Below are 18,100 nucleotides of genomic sequence, written 5' to 3'. Positions count from 1 at the left end.
GGACTAGATTGGGTCAACGTCAAACTGAATTCGGACACTTTTAAAAGAACGTTGACTCAACACAATATTACGCGAAGTAAGTAGGAATTCCTTTAATGCCATTAAGCTCACGCTTTGTTTTTCTACTTTCACTGTGATTTCCATCAGGAATTGATTTCTTATTTTTCCGATAAGTGGTTCTACAGGCCCAATAACACGCATGGTACCTAGTTGTCTGCTTATTTCCCGGTAGTAAAACTGGGCAGCATGATTGACAACCTGCTTGTCGTTGTCTTTTAAGGTAATCACAATCATTCGGAAAAAAGGAGGGTAGTGAAACCTTTCCCTTTCTAATATCTCTGAGCGATAGAAGGATTCGTAATCATGCCGTTTAATGAGCTGAAGTATAGGTTGCTCGGGATCATTGGTTTGAATGATAACCTGTCCTTTTTGTTTTCGTCTTCCGGCTCTTCCACTTACCTGGTGGATTAGTTGAAAAGCTCTTTCATGCGCCCGGAAGTCGGGGAAGTTGATCATCCGGTCAGCAGCAAATACACCCACGAGGGACACCTTATCGAAGTCGAGCCCTTTACTCACCATCTGTGTACCAACTAAAATATCAATCTCTCCATTCTCGAATTGGTCGATGATCCTTTGGTAGCTGTTTTTACTTCTTGTGGCATCCAGATCCATTCTTTGGATACGAGCATGAGGAAGCATGATCTCAAGTTCCTCTTCGAGTTTTTCGGTACCAAAGCTCATAGTTCTCAAATCGCGAGACTGGCACTGCGGACATTCCGTGATCATAGATTTCTTATGTCCGCAATAATGACAAACCAGTACATTCTGATAAATGTGGTAGGTCAGACTGACGTCACAGTTGGGGCATGTGGCGTGATAGCCACATTGGTCACACTCAATATATGGGGCGTAGCCTCGACGGTTTTGAAATAGGATCACCTGATTTCCGTCAGATAATGTTTGCTCCATTGCTCCAAGAAGTGACGAGGAGAAGTTGCCTTTTATGGTTTTCTTTTTCCGTTCTTTACTCAGATTTGCAAAAACGATGTCAGGGAGGTTGACTTCGCCAAAACGCTTATCCATTCTGACCAAACCAAATTTGCCATCAATAGCATTTTTATAAGTTTCTATCGCAGGCGTAGCTGTGCCTAGCAATGTTTTGGCGTGGAACTTTGATGCCATATAGATGGCAGTGTCTCTTGCATGATAGCGAGGAGCAGGGTCATATTGTTTATATGACGGTTCATGCTCTTCATCCACGATGATTAGCGACAGGTCAGAAAATGGAAGGAAGACCGCACTTCTTACCCCAACCACAAATTTGTATTCTCCCTTTAATACCTTTTGCCAAACCTCGACGCGTTCATTGTCAGAATATCGTGAATGGTAGATTCCAAAGGTGTCTCCAAATGCCTTTCGAAGCCTCTTGATAATTTGGGTGGTCAGTGCAATTTCCGGCAGCAAGTAAAGGACGCAACCTTCGTTGTCTAATATGTCCTGGATGAGCGAGATGTAAACTTCAGTCTTCCCGCTACCCGTAATCCCCTTAAGAAGAACTGTTTCTTTGGATTGGAAATGACCCAGAATTTCTAATTTAGCTCTTTCCTGATCGGGGGACAAGGATGGAATGTCTGTATCAGCATTTTCGTCATGCGGAATGCGAGAAACCTTTTCTTTCCATTCTTCAAATACGCCCTTCTTGACAAGAGTAGACAAGCTTGAGGTGCTTACTCCTTCATTGATCAGGTCTTTTTTGACAACGCCTTTTTGGTTTCTGGATGGGTATTCAAAAACGTTGACGAGCTTCACATAGGAGAGGAGTACCTCTGATTGTTTAGGCTTTTTTTCTAGCTCATCAAAAATTTGTTGTAGCGATTCTTCCTCTACGAATTTAGCATCGAGCCTGATTCGTGTCTCTGTGCGAGCGGTGTATTTGTCTTTAACCTTCTCAAACAAATGGATGACATTCTTTTGAGTAAGCGATTTGATGTGATGATGAGGAGATTTTATTTCCAGCAAATTGGCCAGTTCATCGAGGGTGTGGTCCGCCTGTTGCAGGTTAGTTACAATGAGTTGTTCTTTTTCTGTCAAATCAAGATCATCGAGATCAATATCCGGGTTCATTGAGACAAAAGACTCACTGGCAATTTTAAGACCCGAAGGGAGGGCCGCATTGATCACTTCACCAATGGTCGCCATGTAATAGTTCGACATCCAATGAAAAAGCTCCAATTGGTGTGCGGTAAATGTTGGACTTTCATCCAATACATCCAAAATCTCCTTTGGTGTGTATACATTGGGTGCTTCATCGTGTAGATGGTAAATGACTCCGGTATAGATCTTACGCTTACCAAACTGTACAATCACACGAATTCCGGGCTCGAGTGATTCGATGGTCTCTGGTATACTATACGTAAAGGTTCCCTTCAGTGGGAGAGGGAGAATGACTTCTGCAAATTTCAAAATAAGCCCGATCTATGAGGCTTACGAAATTAATTCTTTGCTAATGAATTTTGAAGGTTAAGAAAGTTTATCCTCAGTCGATCAATCATTTTGATAGAAACGGAAGCAAGCTCAATGGCATCCTCAAGGTAGTTGCAGATCTCTTTCAGTTCTTCATCGGATAATTTTTGTTCTTCGGCAATTTTTGCCTTCATAGAGGTGAGGAATTGTCTTTCTTCACTGAGGTTTGTCATAGCTTTGCTGGTTCTAATTGCGGCAAAAATAGTGTAGATAACGGGATGAGAAAAATAAATTGAATAAACAGGAAGAAAGCTTGTTGAATCCTCATTTTAAGACACTTTTTACATTCATAGCGATTAAAGGCTTAATGCTATTTCTTTAAGTGCTTCCTTGATATCTGTGGTTGGACGTTGGCATGTTTTGTTAAAGCATACGTAATAGGTCTGCTTACCATCAATTACCTTCTTATCGGAAAGCAAAGGCAGCTGATCACCCTCTTGTCCCATCATTTTAATAGCATTCGGTAAGTAGGTTTCCAACAAGTCTTTTGGGAAAGGTTCCTCGTCAGGCGAAAGGATCACCACCTCGGCAGGCTGGTGGTTGATGAGTAAAGCCACTTTGGACCAGTAGGACATATATTCTGGTTCGGCTGCAATCAGGCTACTGACCTGTCTGACCATTGCGGTAGCTATTGATTTGTAATCCTCTCTGTCCATTATGGTTCCAACCTTAAAAAGGTTTTCTGCCATCAGGGCATTGGAGGAAGGGATAACATTATCAAAGATCTCTTTTTTTCGTGCGATCAATGCTTCACTTTGTCGGCTTGTAAAATGAAAAAGCTTTTCGGCATCATGATAAAATTGTCCGATTACATGATCACAAAGCGTTGACGCCATCGACAAATACTCCTGATCTCCCAGTGTTTCGTAATACAAAACAAATGCCTGAATAATGGCTCCATAATCCTCCAGAAACCCTTCTATTGGTTGATTCAGGAGTCTCAAAAGTTGGCCTTCTGAATTAATCAGTTTCTCCTTAATAAAGGCGGCGTTAGTCTTTGCAAGCTCGGGAAAAACCTCATTTCCTGTGGCCTGATACGCATCTAAGAGTCCACTCAGCATGAGACCATTCCATCCGGAAATGATCTTATCGTCGAGGCCGGGTTTGATCCTCTTGTTTCGTTCAAAAAGCGCTTTCTTGTTGAAGGCTTGTACCTTTTGATTTAACGCTGATACTGTGAGCTTCCAGTTGTTGGAAAAGGTCTCGTCATCATCCAGCCTTCTGAGAACATTAGTGCCTTCCCAGTTACCATTTCTGGAGACGTCATAGTACCTGGTTATTATATTCGCGTCATCCAGAGCAAGCTCCAGTATTTCGTCGTAGCTCCACACGTAAAATTTACCCTCGACACCTTCACTGTCTGCGTCCAAAGCAGAATAAAAGCCCCCCTGTTCGTTGGTCATCTCTCTCTTCAGCCATTCAGCGGTGTTAATTAACACCTGCTTGTACTTTTCTTTTCCGGATATTTTATACCCTTTAGCATATAAACTCATGAGCTGACCATTGTCATAGAGCATTTTTTCGAAATGTGGAACATGCCATTCGCCATCTACTGAGTACCTCGCAAAACCCCCACCAATTTGATCGTAAATCCCACCTTCAGCGATTTTATCCAACGTGAAAAGGAAGTGATTTTGAGCCTGTTCATCCTGAAACAGGTAGGCGTAGTGAGCAAGGTATTCCCAGACACAGGGCATCGGAAATTTGGGAGCTTTATTTAGGCCGCCCCACTTCAGGTCAAATTTTGAAACAAGCTTTTGAATAGCCGCATTAAAATCCTGGTCATTGATCTCGAGAGCTTTCTGTTCCAAACCATACTTGACTACATCACTGGCTTGAATGTGTTGTGCAAATTGCTCCGCAGATTCATTCAATTTCTCAAAATTTTGATCATAAGCCTGAGTGATGCTCTGAAGGAGCTTGATCCAGTTCTCTTTAGGAAAGTAGGTGCCACCGTAAAAAGGCTTTTGGTCAGGAGTGAGGAATATGTTCAATGGCCAACCGCCTCGCAAGCCCATAGCCTGTATCGCATCCATGTAAATGCTATCGATATCCGGTCGTTCTTCACGATCCAGTTTGATGTTCACGAAGTGATTGTTCATGTACTCAGCCACCACATGGTCATCAAAGGATTCATGGGCCATTACATGGCACCAATGACATGATGAATAGCCAATGCTCAATAAAATAGGTTTGTTTTCATCCTGAGCCTTTTGCAATGCGTCATGGCCCCAGGGGAACCAATCAACAGGCTGATGAGCATGTTGCAAAAGATAGGGACTGGTACTGTCTTTTAAGTGATTCTGTTGAGAAGCCTGGTTCATTATTAATCTTTCAACTGTGATTTGAGCTGTTCTAATTCTTCCTGGACATCTATGATTCCTTTATACTGCCCAATATGCTTGATGAGATTGCCAAGAAATTTTTGATGGGACGGAGATTGTACATGAAAAGGTCGATGATTGAGGCCATTTCTGATCTTAGACCAGTCTTTAATAAAGTTTAAAGCCTCAGCATCCATGCAGGATTCTATAAACATGGACCATATATAGTCGATGGCCAATTGGCTTGGGTGGATCATGTCCCTTTCGTAGAACCTGTAGTCTCTCAGTTCATCGATCATGATCTCATAGCCAGGGAAGTAATATATCCCTTCGGTTTGCTTGATGATCTCTGCTACAGCATGATGAAGGATGCCCTTGCTGATGTTGTTTTGATGCAGGCCATCTCTTACATGTCTGACCGGACTTACTGTTAAAATCACCTTTAGATCTGCATTTTCTGATCTAAGATTTTCAATGCACCTGGAAAATGATTCAACGATTTCAGATGGACTTAGTAACCTTCTTTTAAATTCTTTCTGTGGGGCTTTGTGGCAATTAGCAACAACTTCCCCTGTTTTTTCAAGTACGTAAACATAAGAAGTTCCGAAGGTGAGGATCAGCCATTTGGCAGATTTAACTGCCCTTTCGGTCTTTGCCAGGCGTTCTCTCAGAAGCGCATTGAATTGGTCTTTATCGGAATGTGAAATTTCACCATGAGCATCCCAATGATAATGGACATCCTGATGTTCAGTGGTATTCTCAGGATCAATTTTTCCTTCAAGAATCCTTAAAAGGGAGAGAGGATTGTAGATGGTCCCGAATGGGTTGCTGAGTACGTGAAATTTATGTTCCCGGAGTTTCTGTCCGATGTTGTCCGAGAAACATGAGCCTAAGGAAACAATGCGATCGCTTAAAGCAATTTTTTCAGGGGAAGGAGGGATATGAAAATCCAGCTTGAACATGTATGTAATTTAGCCTTAAGCATAAAAAAACCCTGACCAAAGGCCAGGGTTTTCGAATTTGATTCGTGAGTTGTTATTCAGCAACAACACTCACTTTAATCTCAGTTTTTACTTCTTTATGGAGATCAATCTCAGCAGCGTGCTCGCCAAGCTCTTTGATTGAATCCAAAGAAATTTTCTTTCTGTCGATATCAAAACCTTTTTCTTTTAGTGCGTCAGAAACCTGAAGTGCTGTAATAGCACCAAAAATTCTACCAGACTCACCAGCTTTGGTTTTAAGCTCTAGCGTAACACTTTCAAGTTTTTTAGCGATCTCCTGAGCATCAGCTTTGATTTTTTCCGCTTTGTGGGCAGCTTGTCTGATATTCTCTTCGATCATTTTAGTGTTCGCCTTATTTGCGATAATAGCAAATCCCTGAGGGATAAGATAGTTTCTCGCGTATCCGGGCTTTACGCTCACTGTGTCGTTTTTATAACCCAGACCTTTGATGTCTTCTTTTAATATAATATCCATCTCGCTATTATTTTAAAGAGTCAGTAACGTATGGTAAAAGGGCCAGGTGACGAGCTCTTTTCACAGCTTGTCCAACTTTTCTCTGGAATTTCAGGCTTGTACCTGTGATTCTTCTTGGAAGAAGTTTTCCTTGCTCATTTACAAAAGACAAAAGGAATTTTTCATCCTTGTAGTCGATGTATTTGATACCACTTTTCTTGAATCGGCAGTATTTATCTTTTTTCTGCTCTCTGTTGATCGGTTCGTTCTGTAGTGTCATGCTTTTGCCTCCTCTTTTACTTCTTTTTTCTTGAATGCTCCGCTTCTTCTTTTCTCGTTGTAAGCCACCGCGTGTTTGTCAAGCGCTGTTGTAAGGAATCTCATTACCTTCTCATCCCTTCTGTATTCTGTCTCAAGCTTTGCAATTACGGATGGTTCTGCCTCGAATTCAAAGAGTTGGTAGAAACCTGTAGTCTTGTGTTGAATTGGATAAGCCAATTTTCTAAGACCCCAATTTTCTTCATTGACGATCTTCACACCTTGATCTACAAGGACACCTTTGAATTTTTCGACAGCATCCTTCATCTGAGCCTCAGACAAAACGGGAGTTAAAATGAATACTGTCTCGTAATTTTTAGTCATCGTTTTAAAATAAAAACCTTTAAAATTTTTCGAAGTGCAAAGCTAGGTAAATTATTGATAATGAGAAACACTGCTGCCTTAAATAGTGAGGCGCGATCATTTCACTTTCCATGGATATTTCATTTATAGGGTAGGGTTTAAGTTGATCTTCCCGTTTTAGGTTCAATTGGCGCTTACACCAGCCAACCTAAAATCAATTATGAAAACTATGAAAAGAAATCTATTCAGCTTATTCATTATCGGAGCATTGCTTTTTCAAACCTCTTGCATGGAGGATGACGGATCATCTCCTGGTGATGAAGATGAGCAGTTAAACGACAATGAATTACAAAATGAAGAGCAACAGGAGGAGTCCTCAACAACCTATATTGATCCTGATTTCTTCGCTTCGTCGAGTTTTGCAGTCACAGCCAAGGTGGTGGACTGTACTTTGGATAATGGATCAACAACTCAGTGTTATGAGTTAACCTTTATTAGCAACCCTGTACCCGACGATGGCCCGTTTTGTCCGGCTACAACTTCTGATGTAGGTGGCCTGGGCATCTATGATGGAAATACAAATGCCGGTTTTCAGGTGATGAAGGCTTCTCTTTTTGAGGCCATGGAAGCAGATGGTTACGACATCATAGATGTTGGAGGCAATATTCGAATGAGTGACTTTTCCACAAAGGACAAACCAGAGTTCTCTTACTGTCTACAACCAGTTGTAAATGATAACCTCAAGTTGACTTTTTATATCCCACTGGAACCGGAAGACCTGTCTTCTCCAAATACCATAGAAACTGTTGAACTGATTGGTGTTTCTCTTGACGGAGTTCCGATGAATGGGACGCCACCGTCCGTGGTTGGTTTTGGCAATGGAAACATCCCATCGCTGGATGCCTGTGGTGGTCATCATGATCCTTCAGGCTACTATCACTGGCATTTTATCTCAGAATCTATGAATGAGGTGCTGTCGGCTTATCAAATAAGTGAACTAACCTGTACTAATACTGAGCAGGATAAATCTGCCCTCAGTGGTTTTGCTAAAGATGGTTATCCAATCTATGCATATGCTGATATGGATGGAAGTGAGCCATCTGATCTTGATCAATGTAACGGCCATTTTTCTGCTACTGCTGAGTTTCCTGATGGTGTCTATCACTATCATGCAAGTAAAACCGAGGCTCCTAATATGCCGCCATGCTTAAAGGGTGCATCAGTAACTAATGCTTTTGTCTATCAATAATTATGAAAAGGAAAATTTTCATCGTGATTTTGGGTATGTGTGTCGTAGTGGTCGGCTACGCACACAGCCCTAATCTGGCTACATTTCAGCTAAAGCAATATAATCAGGTGTGGGTGCTGGAGGGTAGTTTCGCACAGTTTGGTCTGAATGAGGCTATGAAGAGCCATTACCCTGAATTGAATTTGAGTGAACTCACTTCCCGGGAATTTAAAAAGAAAGCCATGGCTTACCTACGTGAAGGTATTGAAGTCTCATACCCGTACGGTAAACTGTTGCGGCTTGGAGAAGGAGGGATCAAAATAGGAAGCCATCAAACTGATGTAAGGTTTGTAGTCGACGACCCGTTAGCGGATCTGGGAGCACTGAAAATCGTGATCCGGTGCATGTCGGAAAATACTCATCAGCAAAATGTGTTTCTTTATCCAAAGTCAACAGGGATAAAACACAGGGTTTTAAGCAACTCCAACGGGTTTACCTATGACCCTAAGGTTAGTCCGGTAGAGGAGAATAATAAAGAGGGGCTTAGCCACGCGGGTGTTACCCTTCCTGCCATTGTTCTTTTAATGGTATTGGGATTATTTTGGTTTATGAAATGGAAATTTGAAGGTGCCTGATTAGTGAACCTCAAATGATCCTTTACCCATTAGGTACTCGTCTGTGTAGACTTCCACGATATGGTTACCTAAAGCATATTCGCTACCCTTGTCGTAAAATAAAGTGACCTGCTGATCTCTTTTATCGTAAAGGATCTCCTGCTTTTGGGTATAGAACATTTCTCTGCCCTTAAAGGTGAAAGAGCCAGATCCACGAGCTACATCAAATAATACATTCCCATCAGGCGCAACTACCCGAATGAGCAATTCTTTACCTTCAATAGGAGCGACAGTGTTTTCAAGTACGGTAAAGGTGATTTGGATTTGCTCTATATGTCTGTTTCTGAAAGGGCTTTCGCGTCTGCGTTCACCTGAACTTACTGCATAAACCGTCATTCCCTCAATTTTGAGCTGAGAAGCTTGCTCAACCTTCTGTTGTAACTCATTTTTCTCGTCGTTGATCTCATTGATAGACTTATTGAGCTCCTGCTTTTCGACCTTCAGCTCGGTGTTTTCTGACATAAGTACTTCGGCCAGCTCTTGAAGTTTCTGGATCTCCACGTCCTTCATGAGGAGCAATTCCTGATAGCCATCAACTTTATCCTTTAATGAGTGAGCATAATTGCGTTCGCTGTTTCTCTGAGTCAGAAGTTTCTTTTTGTCTTCCTCCAATTGAGCCTGAACCTTCAGCAAGGTGTCGATGTCACCACCAAGCTGTGAAATGGTCACAATTTTCTTGTTGAGTTCTGTTGAAATTGAGTCAAGTTGTAGAACTGTGTTATTAAGTTCCTGTTGCTGGGCTTCCTTCTCTGCTTCCAGGTTTCTTACCTGGAAATAGTAGAATGCCACGACGCCTAGCAATAGTACGGCCAGCCCAATAAAGTAGGGAGTAAAATCTTTTTGCTTTTTATTACTCATAGGTGAGGTCCTTTAAACTTCGAGAATTTGCGATTGCAAAAATAGGCTATTGAACGAGAAATCATAAAACGTCTTGAAACACTAAAATTGTATCGTGAAATGTTGCTTCTGTGTGGGGTGGTTTGGAAAGATGATTCCCGCTTGAAACAGATCTATAGTCAGGTTATATCTTTGGTCAGATATTATATTTCTCCAGGCCTCCATCATATCCTTAGACCAGTAAATATCATGAACGATTATCGCTTTGGGTGGCGTGTCGAGTGTGTGAATATCTTTCAAATATTTGAAAATGGATTCACTTCGATGATCGGCATCCAGAAAGATGAGCTCGGGTTGATGTGCTTGAATGGTTTCTTTGAAGGTTTCCTGAACCATGCCTTCAATGACTTCAACTTTCCGGTTTCCATACTTCTCGATATTCTGTTTTGCCAGGACAGCGATGTCGCCTGAACCTTCCAGCGTTATGATCTTTTTAGCAGTGGATAAACTGAGCGCACAGCAATTAACTCCTGAAGCAGTGCCCGTCTCCATCACAGTAGAAACATTCAGCCAGTTGATCAGGTTGATCAGGAACACTGAAAACTTCCTCTGAGAGGTGACCTTTTTCGCCCATTGACCAACAATTACTTTTTTAGCATCTCCTGTTCTTGGGTCTGTGAAACTCAGAGCCTCCTTGCTCGAGAAAGTAGCTTTTCGCAAGGCTCTGACCTCTTTTTGAATGGAGGCATTCTTGTTCCTTATGACCTTCGTGTAGAGCTCGTACAGAAAAGGGGAGTGGAGCCCATGCGCATTCACAGCACGTAGTCGGTACCTGAGGTACTGGCTTATCTGAAAGGAGGATAGGGACAATCTTAGTTCAATCTGAAAGGTACTACCATGTCGAACTGAGGTATCTTGACTGTAAAGCGTCTGCCGTCCACAAGCCTTTCCATGGTATAAAAGCCCGACATGTTACCTAAGCCGGATTTAAGGTTGCAGCCGGAGATGTACTGGTGCATTTGACCTGGTTCCAATATGGGCTGCTTCCCGATAACTCCCTCACCATCAACCGCTCTTCCTGGAAAGGTCAGGTCTACAATATCCCAGTGACGCTCCAACAATTGAATGGTATGTTCGCTTAAGTTTTCGATGGTAATTTTGTAGGTGAAGACATAATGCATCTGTCCAGGACTAGAATATTCTTCCTGATATTCAGTTTCGACAGAAACGCGTATTCCCTTTGTGGTGGTTACAACCATTGTCTTCTTTTGAGAAAAGAAATTTATAGTCCTTTTTTTTATTTTGCCAACAATCGCGATAAACTTTTCTAAAGCTTATGGATGTGAAAATTGAAGATTCATGGAAGAGCCTTCTTGCAGATGAATTTGATAAAGATTATTTCAATGAATTGGTGACTTTCGTGAAACAGGAGTATCAGTTGGGTACGGTATATCCTCCGGGAAGTCAGATATTTCGTGCTTTTGATTTCTGTCCGCTGGAAGAAGTTAAAGTGGTGATTATTGGACAAGATCCTTACCACGGTCCCGGACAGGCCAATGGATTGTGTTTCTCTGTGGCTGAGGGGGTTCCTATGCCACCTTCATTGCTGAACATCTTTAAAGAACTCAAGACAGATTTGAATAAAGATATTCCTCCCCATGGAAGTTTGGAAAAGTGGGCGAAGCAAGGAGTGCTGCTGTTAAATGCCACGCTTACAGTGAAGGCTCGTCAGGCAGGGTCACATCAGAAAAAGGGATGGGAAAATTTCACAGATGCGGTAATCAGTAAACTCGCTTCTGAACGATCAGGACTCGTCTTTATACTGTGGGGAGCATATGCACAGCGAAAAGGGGAAATGATTGACCCGAACAGACACTATGTGATCAAAAGTGCGCATCCATCACCATTTGCAGCTCACAGAGGTTTTTTTGGTAGCAAGCCGTTTTCTAAAACCAATGCCTACCTTGAAAAACAAGGTAGAACATTGATTGACTGGTAATCTTTATTCGATTGGCTTGAAAAGCCTTTTCCATCGGATGTTAGCAGGGAATGAATTGCGATCATCCATGGACATCCAGATAAATGAAGCTTCTCCAACAACAAAATCCTCGGGTACAAAACCCCAATACCTTGAGTCAGCGGAGTTGTGACGGTTGTCACCCATCATGAAGAAGTAATCTTTTGTGAAGGTATATTCAGCCACTTCCTGTCCGTTGATAAAAAGCTTGTCGATATCGATTTTCACATCATCAAGCTCTTCGTAGTTTTTGATGGTGCTGCCATACTTAGCCAATGCATATTCGTCAGCCTGAATCGTCATCCCTCTAAAGGGTAGCTCCAATGGACCGAAATAGTCAGCATTCCATGGATAGTACCTTGCGTCCGGGAAAATTTCCGGCTCAACGATTGAGGTGTCACGTAGTTGAATTTTAACGCTTTCAACAAAATCCAGCTTTTCCAATTCCCTGGCTACCTCGCTATTTGTCATTGCATAAAAAGAAGTGATACCACCCTGTAGTTTCACGGGTCTTAAGTCTTGGAAAAGGTCATACTTTTCAATGATTTTCATCCAGTTATGATCACTGACCAGTTTGTTGGCTTTGATGAAATAATCATGTTGCATAAGCTCAGGGTTATCCTGAGGTTTTCCATTGATATAAACCTGGCCGGCCTTTACTTCTATGGTGTCGCCCGCAACAGCTACACATCTTTTGATATAGTGAGTACGTAAATCCTTTGGATGCTTGAATTCCGGAGGGTAGTTAAATACGACGACATCGCCTCTGTCAACTTTCCCTAATGAGGGAAGCCTAAACTGTGGCAACTGAATCGCGTCAGAATAGGAGGGGGCATCCGATCCCCATATCGTAGCATGTGTCAGAGGAATCTGAAAGGGTGTTTTTGGGGTTCTTGGCCCGTAATTGATCTTGCTTACGAAAAGGAAGTCGCCAACCAGTAAAGATTTTTCCATCGAAGGTGTTGGGATCACATAAGCTTCCATGAATATCCACCTGATAAAGGTCGCAGCAAAGACTGCAAAGACAATCGCCTCAAACCATTCCTGAACAATCGTTCTTTTGCGCTTTGGCAGCTCTGTGGCTTTTCCTTCATATTTAGTATCAGCAAAGGCTATGTAAACCATGTAAAAAGGAGCGAAAATAACTCCCAGTGACTGGTCCACATAAGAATACCGACCAAATGACTTCATTAGATCCAAATGAGCAGTAAGCGCAATAAAGAAATTGACAACAGGCACAAACAGGAGGGCGACCCACCAAACAGGTCGTCCAATGATTTTCATGTGTACGTAATAGTTATAAAATGGCACCCATCCAATCCACGAGGGCTGGTTCGCCTTTTCAAAAAATTTATGGTAGGCAATGCCCTGCATCAGGTACCAGCCACCCAGTACGATGATGCAAAATGTCAGGCTGAAATCGTTAAGATACATTTAAGATTGTTTTAAAAAATCTGCCATAGTTAATACACCTGATTGGTTAGTAAACCATTCGGCCACCTTTATTACACCACTGGCAAAAACTTTTCTGTCATGTGCGGTATGCTTGATTTCAATGCTCTCTAATGGAGAGTCATATTTGATGGTGTGGGTTCCCGGAACTCCGGGCTCACGAAGGGAGATAATGCCAATAGCGTCAGCAGCATCAGTCTCTTCATTCACCCATTTGCTGATGGATTGATTTTTTTCAATCACCCCTTCCGCTAAGGTAATCGCGGTTCCACTTGGAGCGTCTTTCTTTTCTGTGTGATGGATTTCTTCCATCTCTGCTTTGAAGTCGCTTAGGGAAGCCATCTTTTCGGCTAGCCATTTATTCAACTCAAAGAATAGGTTGACCCCAATGCTGTAGTTGGAAGCATATAAGAAAGTTCCATTATTACTATTGCAAAGAGCAGCCATCTCCTCATACTGATCCAGCCATCCGGTAGTACCGACCATGGTTTTTACTCTATTACTCAGTAGGGTCTTGATGTTCTGATAGGCCGAAGAAGGCTGTGAGAATTCAATGGCTACATCCGTATTTTCGGGAGATATATTATTAATGTCCTGAGTGTTATCAGCGTCGATGATAAAGCTGATTTCATGTCCGGCCGCTTGGGCAAGAGCTTCAATTGCTTTTCCCATTTTGCCATATCCGACTAGTGCTATTCGCATTGCTAAAAGTTAAGTGAGACAGAAAATCCTACTGCACGCGAAATTAATGGAGTTGACTCAACAACAGGTACTATTGTCATGGAAAGGTTCTCATTCACCTCAAATTCATCCAAATGGGCAGATACATGGGCCTCTACGATATTGAGTAAATAGAATGCCGAGGTAAGAATGATTAGAAAATCTCTGTTGCGCCTGAAGACATTTCGGTTGTTTTCCAGGGCTGTTTGATTAAAGATGCCAGCATAAAAGTTTACAGTGCTCTCGCTTTGATCTGTCTCGGCAATCAAGGCATTTTGCATCTCCTGATAAATGCGATGGTTATAGCTTATATAATGCGCGAAAATGATCCCGCCACCATAAATAATAGGAATCTTCCAGTACTGGTTGTTATATGCCTGACCAAGTCCCGGTACAATGGCTGAAAGAAATGCCGCTTTTTGTGGATTTAGCTTAGATACAGATTGAAAGGATTCCAGGTTAGCATCCGTCATCAAAAAGATAGAGTCAGCCTTGCTGATCTGTGCATTTGACTCAAAAATCCAGAATAAAACTGTGATAACGAATAAATACCTGATCATTTCAGAGATCGAGAATATCCAAAATTCTGTTTAGTTCATCCGAAGATACAAACGGGATCTTTATCTCACCCTTGTTTTTGGTATCAGATTTTATTGAAATCCTTGTTCCGAAGTGGGAGGTAAGCCTATTTTCAATTGCCTGAATTTCAGGGTTAACCTGTGGTTCTGGTTTTAGAGTTTCTGTTTTCGGTTTTCCAATGGCACGTACTAACTCTTCTACTTTTCGCACTGAGAGCTCCTGCGCGATGATCTTTTTGAAAATATCCAGTTGCGCATCAACATTTTCAATATTGATGATAGCTCTTGCGTGGCCCATTGAAATTTTACCATCTCTAAGGGCAATCTGGATATCCGGCGGAAGTTTAAGAAGACGTAGGTAATTATTAACCGTAGTCCTGTTTTTTCCTACTCGGTCACCTAACTGTTCTTGCTTGAGATCACATTCAGACAAAAGGCGCTGATAACTCAACGCTATTTCTATAGCGTTAAGATTCTCTCTTTGAATATTCTCGATGAGCGCCATCTCCAGCATTTGCTGGTCATCGGCGGTACGGATATATGCAGGGATTTTTTCTAATCCTGCACGCTTTGAAGCCTGAAATCTTCGCTCACCAGAGATAAGCTGGAACTCAGTCTCGCTGAGAGCGCGAACAGTGATTGGTTGAATTATTCCCTGAACTTTAATGGATTCAGCAAGCTCATTGAGGGCTTCTTCATTGAAGTCAGTTCGAGGCTGAAACGGATTGACCTCAATTTGATCAAGAGGGATCTCATTGATCGCCCCGCGAATGGTGGCACCAGCACCACTTAAGGTTTCTTTTTCTTCAGTGTCATCAAGTAATGCACCCAGACCTCTTCCTAACCCGCTTCTTTTTTTCCACTTTTCCGCCATGAACTCTCCTTATGCTGCCTCTACTTGATTTTTTTCTAATATTTCTTTTGCAAGATTTAGATAAGCCAAAGCTCCTTTACTTTCAGCGTCATGACTGATAGCCGGCACCCCAAAACTTGGAGATTCACTTAGCTTGATATTTCTAGGTATCAGCGTGCTGAATACCATTGATTTGAAATGCGTTTTCACCTCTTCTACAACCTGGTTTGACAGATTCAATCTCAGATCGTACATAGTAAGAAGGATACCCTCGATCGCCAGATCAGGATTGAGTCTGTTCTGGATGATTTTGATGGTATTCAAAAGCTTTCCGAGACCTTCAAGGGCGAAGTACTCGCACTGAACAGGTATGATGATCGAATCTGCAGCAGTGAGTGCATTTACGGTTATCAGACCAAGTGAAGGGGAGCAGTCAATGATAATGAAATCATATTCCTTTTTCACGTCGGCTAGTGCCGCCTTCATTTTGTTTTCCCTCTGGTTGATGCTTACCATCTCAACTTCCGCTCCAACCAAATCAATATGAGAAGGGAGGAGATCAAGGTATTTATTGTCAGTCTTAACAATGCAATCGTACGGATCCACATTATCTACCATACATTCATAGATGCTGGCTTCAACGTCTTTCGGGTTGATGCCTACGCCTGAGGTAGCATTTGCCTGAGGATCGGCATCGACAATCAGTGTTTTTAGCTCGAGTGCTGCCAGACTGGCGGCAAGATTGATTGCTGATGTGGTTTTACCAACACCACCTTTTTGATTAGCTATCGCAATGATTTTTCCCATAGTAGATACTTCAAAGTGTTTGACCCTTAAAAAAGACAAGGACACAAATATATCCAGAGTCCAACGGAACTCAAATCCAAAAAAAGCGAAAACCACTGGCGAGGCCAGTGGTTTTAATTATATATCTAGTAATCAGATAATTAACAATCTGAATGTGTATAAGTAGTGTATTACTTTTTGTTTGAGCGAGACTTTTTCTTCTGATCCTGAGCTTTCATAGCGTCTTCAAGCCTTTGTTGGAACGAAGATTTCTTCTTATTGGCGTTCTTCTTTCTGTTCTCTTCCAGAATGCGCTTGATTTTTTCTTCATCAATAAGTTTTCTGAAGATTGCGATCTGTCCAAATGAAACAATATTGGAAATGAAGTAATAGAAAGTCAATCCTGCTGAATAGCTGTTTAGGAAGAATAGGAACATAATAGGCATCACGTACTGAAGGGTTTTCATTGGCCCTTGTACAGAGGCTGTCATTTGGCTGTTCGACCAGGTATACAAGATCGTGGAAGCTGTCATTAATAGCGTGAATAAACTAACATGATCTCCGTAGAATGGGATCGTGAATGGCAAATTAAGCACGCTATCATAGGTTGATAGGTCATGTGCCCATAAAAAGCTTTGTTGCCTAAGCTCAATGGAATTCGGGAAGAAATAGAACATTGCAAACAAAATCGGCATTTGCAGGAGCATCGGGATACAACCACTAAGCGGATTGATTCCTACCTTCTGATAAAGTGCCATTTGTTCTTGCTGCGCTTTTTGCATGTCATCACCATGCTTAGCTTTTATCTCATCCAGTTCCGGCTTAAGGACTCTCATTTTCGCCATACCCATGTGTGAGGTGTATGTCAAAGGTGAAAGCACCAGCTTCAGAATAAATACCATGATGATGATAATGATTCCATAGCTGGAGATGTAGTTTTCCAGAAAATGGAAAATTGGAATAATGGCAAACTTGTTAATCCATGAAAGAATGCTCCATCCCAGCTCCACGTTTTCGCCAAAGTCAGGAGCCACTTTTTTCAACAAGGCATAGTTGTTCGGGCCGTAATAAAATTTCAGATCGGTGTTATTTCCAATGAATGCCTCATATGATAAGCTTAAATTCATTGAAACATTTTTGACCGAGCTGCTATCACTAAAATCTATGACAGAAGAAACATCTCCTTTTTCAAATGGTGCAGTATTTGAGATGATCGCAGAGGTGAAGAACTTCTGACGGAAAGAGATCCAATTGGAAGGCAACTCCAATGTCTCGGCCTCTTTTTCAGTAGATCTGGCATCCAGTTCATCCACATCGCCATCGGTGTATCTGTACTTTACGGTAGAGCGATTACGAGCATCTTTGAAGTCCATTTCTACACGGTTCATGTTTTGCTCCCAGGCAAAATTGATCCCGTTTTCCAATAAGGGCTCCATACCAGACTGGAGAATCTTCATTCCCACTTCATAACCTTTTCCTGCGATGGAGTACTCGTACGTGATTTTCTGATCGCCTTGCACGTTTAGCGTAAAGACGATATTGGTAGACTCATCACCAGATAGGATATTTTTATATTTCCCAACCTGGAAATAAAGTTCAGCCAAGTCAATGTTCCTCGAAAGGTGATTTAGTTGAATGTGTTGCTGAGCATGATCTTTATCGATCAATACCAACGGCTCTCCACGGAAGTCCAGGTGTTTTTTCAATATGACCTCTTCAACAGATGCACCTTTAGTATTGAAAGTGACGACCATGTCTTCATTTTCAATGGTGATGAGTTTTTCCTCTCCAACAGTGTTCCCTGAAAAAATTCCATACTTTAATTCATCCAGTTTAGCCTTTGCGCTGTCCGTAAGGGCAGGGGCAGTAGATACCGAAGCTGAAGTTGAGTCAGTAACAACTTGTTCAGTCGTGCTTGACTCAGGTGTTGCTTGTTGTGCTGGTGGTTCGGGTGCAAAAAACTGGAAGTACACCGTTATGAATACCAACATCACCACAAGACCTATAATTTGATTTCTATCCATGATTGATT

19 protein-coding genes are annotated in these 18,100 nt (G+C 42.0%); 3 read left to right on the top strand and 16 right to left on the bottom strand.

Annotation, left to right across the window (positions count from 1 at the left end):
- Positions 1 to 3 precede the first annotated feature (3 nt).
- The 7 genes from priA to rpsF all read right to left on the bottom strand — a co-directional run bounded on the left by priA (position 4) and on the right by rpsF (position 6,944).
- The gene (priA, locus tag NXR94_RS13270; protein ID WP_258105138.1) at positions 4 to 2,463 is read right to left on the bottom strand and encodes a primosomal protein N'; all 2,460 of its coding nucleotides are present in this window, start codon (positions 2,461 to 2,463) and stop codon (positions 4 to 6) included.
- 29 nt (positions 2,464 to 2,492) lie between these two features.
- On the bottom strand, positions 2,493 to 2,696 hold the full coding sequence (locus NXR94_RS13265) for a hypothetical protein (protein ID WP_258105137.1): 204 nt from the start codon (positions 2,694 to 2,696) through the stop codon (positions 2,493 to 2,495).
- 123 nt (positions 2,697 to 2,819) lie between these two features.
- The gene (locus tag NXR94_RS13260; RefSeq protein WP_258105136.1) at positions 2,820 to 4,847 is read right to left on the bottom strand and encodes a thioredoxin domain-containing protein; all 2,028 of its coding nucleotides are present in this window, start codon (positions 4,845 to 4,847) and stop codon (positions 2,820 to 2,822) included.
- A 2-nt stretch (positions 4,848 to 4,849) separates the two neighbouring features.
- Positions 4,850 to 5,809 (bottom strand): GSCFA domain-containing protein, encoded by a 960-nt coding sequence (locus NXR94_RS13255; protein WP_258105135.1) that lies wholly within the window; start codon positions 5,807 to 5,809, stop codon positions 4,850 to 4,852.
- Between the two features lie 73 nt (positions 5,810 to 5,882).
- Positions 5,883 to 6,323, bottom strand: a complete 441-nt coding sequence (gene rplI, locus NXR94_RS13250; protein WP_258105134.1) for a 50S ribosomal protein L9 — start codon at positions 6,321 to 6,323, stop codon at positions 5,883 to 5,885.
- Positions 6,324 to 6,330: 7 nt separating this feature from the next.
- Positions 6,331 to 6,582: a 30S ribosomal protein S18 gene (gene rpsR / locus NXR94_RS13245; RefSeq protein WP_258105133.1), complete on the bottom strand. Its 252-nt coding sequence runs from the start codon at positions 6,580 to 6,582 to the stop codon at positions 6,331 to 6,333.
- Positions 6,579 to 6,944: a 30S ribosomal protein S6 gene (gene rpsF, locus NXR94_RS13240; protein WP_258105132.1), complete on the bottom strand. Its 366-nt coding sequence runs from the start codon at positions 6,942 to 6,944 to the stop codon at positions 6,579 to 6,581. The genes rpsR and rpsF overlap by 4 nt, the downstream gene beginning before the upstream one ends.
- A gap of 208 nt (positions 6,945 to 7,152) precedes the next feature.
- Between rpsF and NXR94_RS13235 the strand changes: the two genes are divergently transcribed.
- Positions 7,153 to 8,172, top strand: a complete 1,020-nt coding sequence (locus NXR94_RS13235) for a YHYH protein (protein WP_258105131.1) — start codon at positions 7,153 to 7,155, stop codon at positions 8,170 to 8,172.
- A 2-nt stretch (positions 8,173 to 8,174) separates the two neighbouring features.
- The gene (locus NXR94_RS13230; RefSeq protein WP_258105130.1) at positions 8,175 to 8,786 is read left to right on the top strand and encodes a hypothetical protein; all 612 of its coding nucleotides are present in this window, start codon (positions 8,175 to 8,177) and stop codon (positions 8,784 to 8,786) included.
- Here the strand turns inward: NXR94_RS13230 and NXR94_RS13225 are convergent, their stop codons facing one another.
- The 3 genes from NXR94_RS13225 to apaG form a co-directional block, all read right to left on the bottom strand.
- Positions 8,787 to 9,683, bottom strand: coding sequence for a chromosome segregation protein SMC (locus NXR94_RS13225; RefSeq protein WP_258105129.1), 897 nt, complete (start codon positions 9,681 to 9,683; stop codon positions 8,787 to 8,789).
- An 81-nt stretch (positions 9,684 to 9,764) separates the two neighbouring features.
- Positions 9,765 to 10,532: a class I SAM-dependent methyltransferase gene (locus NXR94_RS13220; protein WP_258105128.1), complete on the bottom strand. Its 768-nt coding sequence runs from the start codon at positions 10,530 to 10,532 to the stop codon at positions 9,765 to 9,767.
- Positions 10,533 to 10,534: 2 nt separating this feature from the next.
- Positions 10,535 to 10,921: a Co2+/Mg2+ efflux protein ApaG gene (gene apaG, locus NXR94_RS13215; protein WP_258105127.1), complete on the bottom strand. Its 387-nt coding sequence runs from the start codon at positions 10,919 to 10,921 to the stop codon at positions 10,535 to 10,537.
- Between the two features lie 77 nt (positions 10,922 to 10,998).
- Here apaG and ung point away from each other — a divergent pair, with 77 nt between their 5' ends.
- Entirely contained in the window at positions 10,999 to 11,661 is a 663-nt protein-coding gene (ung, locus tag NXR94_RS13210) for a uracil-DNA glycosylase (protein ID WP_258105126.1), read from the top strand.
- Positions 11,662 to 11,664: 3 nt separating this feature from the next.
- Here ung and lepB read toward each other — a convergent pair whose 3' ends face one another.
- The 6 genes from lepB to yidC form a co-directional block, all read right to left on the bottom strand.
- Positions 11,665 to 13,113 (bottom strand): signal peptidase I, encoded by a 1,449-nt coding sequence (gene lepB, locus NXR94_RS13205; protein WP_308706271.1) that lies wholly within the window; start codon positions 13,111 to 13,113, stop codon positions 11,665 to 11,667.
- Positions 13,114 to 13,833, bottom strand: coding sequence for a 4-hydroxy-tetrahydrodipicolinate reductase (gene dapB / locus NXR94_RS13195; RefSeq protein ID WP_258105125.1), 720 nt, complete (start codon positions 13,831 to 13,833; stop codon positions 13,114 to 13,116).
- A 2-nt stretch (positions 13,834 to 13,835) separates the two neighbouring features.
- Positions 13,836 to 14,411: a DUF5683 domain-containing protein gene (locus tag NXR94_RS13190; protein WP_258105124.1), complete on the bottom strand. Its 576-nt coding sequence runs from the start codon at positions 14,409 to 14,411 to the stop codon at positions 13,836 to 13,838.
- 1 nt (position 14,412) lies between these two features.
- On the bottom strand, positions 14,413 to 15,303 hold the full coding sequence (locus NXR94_RS13185) for a ParB/RepB/Spo0J family partition protein (protein WP_258105123.1): 891 nt from the start codon (positions 15,301 to 15,303) through the stop codon (positions 14,413 to 14,415).
- 9 nt (positions 15,304 to 15,312) lie between these two features.
- A complete protein-coding gene (locus NXR94_RS13180; RefSeq protein WP_258105122.1) occupies positions 15,313 to 16,089 on the bottom strand; it encodes a ParA family protein in 777 nt (258 codons plus the stop codon).
- A gap of 170 nt (positions 16,090 to 16,259) precedes the next feature.
- Positions 16,260 to 18,092, bottom strand: coding sequence for a membrane protein insertase YidC (gene yidC / locus NXR94_RS13175; RefSeq protein ID WP_258105121.1), 1,833 nt, complete (start codon positions 18,090 to 18,092; stop codon positions 16,260 to 16,262).
- Positions 18,093 to 18,100 lie beyond the last annotated feature (8 nt).

Source organism: Marinoscillum sp. MHG1-6 (assembly GCF_024714475.1).
Classification (GTDB): domain Bacteria; phylum Bacteroidota; class Bacteroidia; order Cytophagales; family Cyclobacteriaceae; genus JAMZMI01.
This window is presented reverse-complemented; position numbering and strand designations above follow the sequence as displayed.

Coding starts and splice junctions, on each gene's coding strand:
- NXR94_RS13265 (WP_258105137.1), bottom strand. CDS start 2,696: ATGACAAACCTCAGTGAAGAAAGACAATTCCTCACCTCTATGAAGGCA.
- NXR94_RS13260 (WP_258105136.1), bottom strand. CDS start 4,847: ATGAACCAGGCTTCTCAACAGAATCACTTAAAAGACAGTACCAGTCCC.
- NXR94_RS13255 (WP_258105135.1), bottom strand. CDS start 5,809: ATGTTCAAGCTGGATTTTCATATCCCTCCTTCCCCTGAAAAAATTGCT.
- rplI (WP_258105134.1), bottom strand. CDS start 6,323: ATGGATATTATATTAAAAGAAGACATCAAAGGTCTGGGTTATAAAAAC.
- rpsR (WP_258105133.1), bottom strand. CDS start 6,582: ATGACACTACAGAACGAACCGATCAACAGAGAGCAGAAAAAAGATAAA.
- rpsF (WP_258105132.1), bottom strand. CDS start 6,944: ATGACTAAAAATTACGAGACAGTATTCATTTTAACTCCCGTTTTGTCT.
- NXR94_RS13235 (WP_258105131.1), top strand. CDS start 7,153: ATGAAAAGAAATCTATTCAGCTTATTCATTATCGGAGCATTGCTTTTT.
- NXR94_RS13230 (WP_258105130.1), top strand. CDS start 8,175: ATGAAAAGGAAAATTTTCATCGTGATTTTGGGTATGTGTGTCGTAGTG.
- NXR94_RS13225 (WP_258105129.1), bottom strand. CDS start 9,683: ATGAGTAATAAAAAGCAAAAAGATTTTACTCCCTACTTTATTGGGCTG.
- apaG (WP_258105127.1), bottom strand. CDS start 10,921: ATGGTTGTAACCACCACAAAGGGAATACGCGTTTCTGTCGAAACTGAA.
- ung (WP_258105126.1), top strand. CDS start 10,999: ATGGATGTGAAAATTGAAGATTCATGGAAGAGCCTTCTTGCAGATGAA.
- lepB (WP_308706271.1), bottom strand. CDS start 13,113: ATGTATCTTAACGATTTCAGCCTGACATTTTGCATCATCGTACTGGGT.
- dapB (WP_258105125.1), bottom strand. CDS start 13,833: ATGCGAATAGCACTAGTCGGATATGGCAAAATGGGAAAAGCAATTGAA.
- NXR94_RS13190 (WP_258105124.1), bottom strand. CDS start 14,411: ATGATCAGGTATTTATTCGTTATCACAGTTTTATTCTGGATTTTTGAG.
- NXR94_RS13185 (WP_258105123.1), bottom strand. CDS start 15,303: ATGGCGGAAAAGTGGAAAAAAAGAAGCGGGTTAGGAAGAGGTCTGGGT.
- NXR94_RS13180 (WP_258105122.1), bottom strand. CDS start 16,089: ATGGGAAAAATCATTGCGATAGCTAATCAAAAAGGTGGTGTTGGTAAA.
- yidC (WP_258105121.1), bottom strand. CDS start 18,092: ATGGATAGAAATCAAATTATAGGTCTTGTGGTGATGTTGGTATTCATA.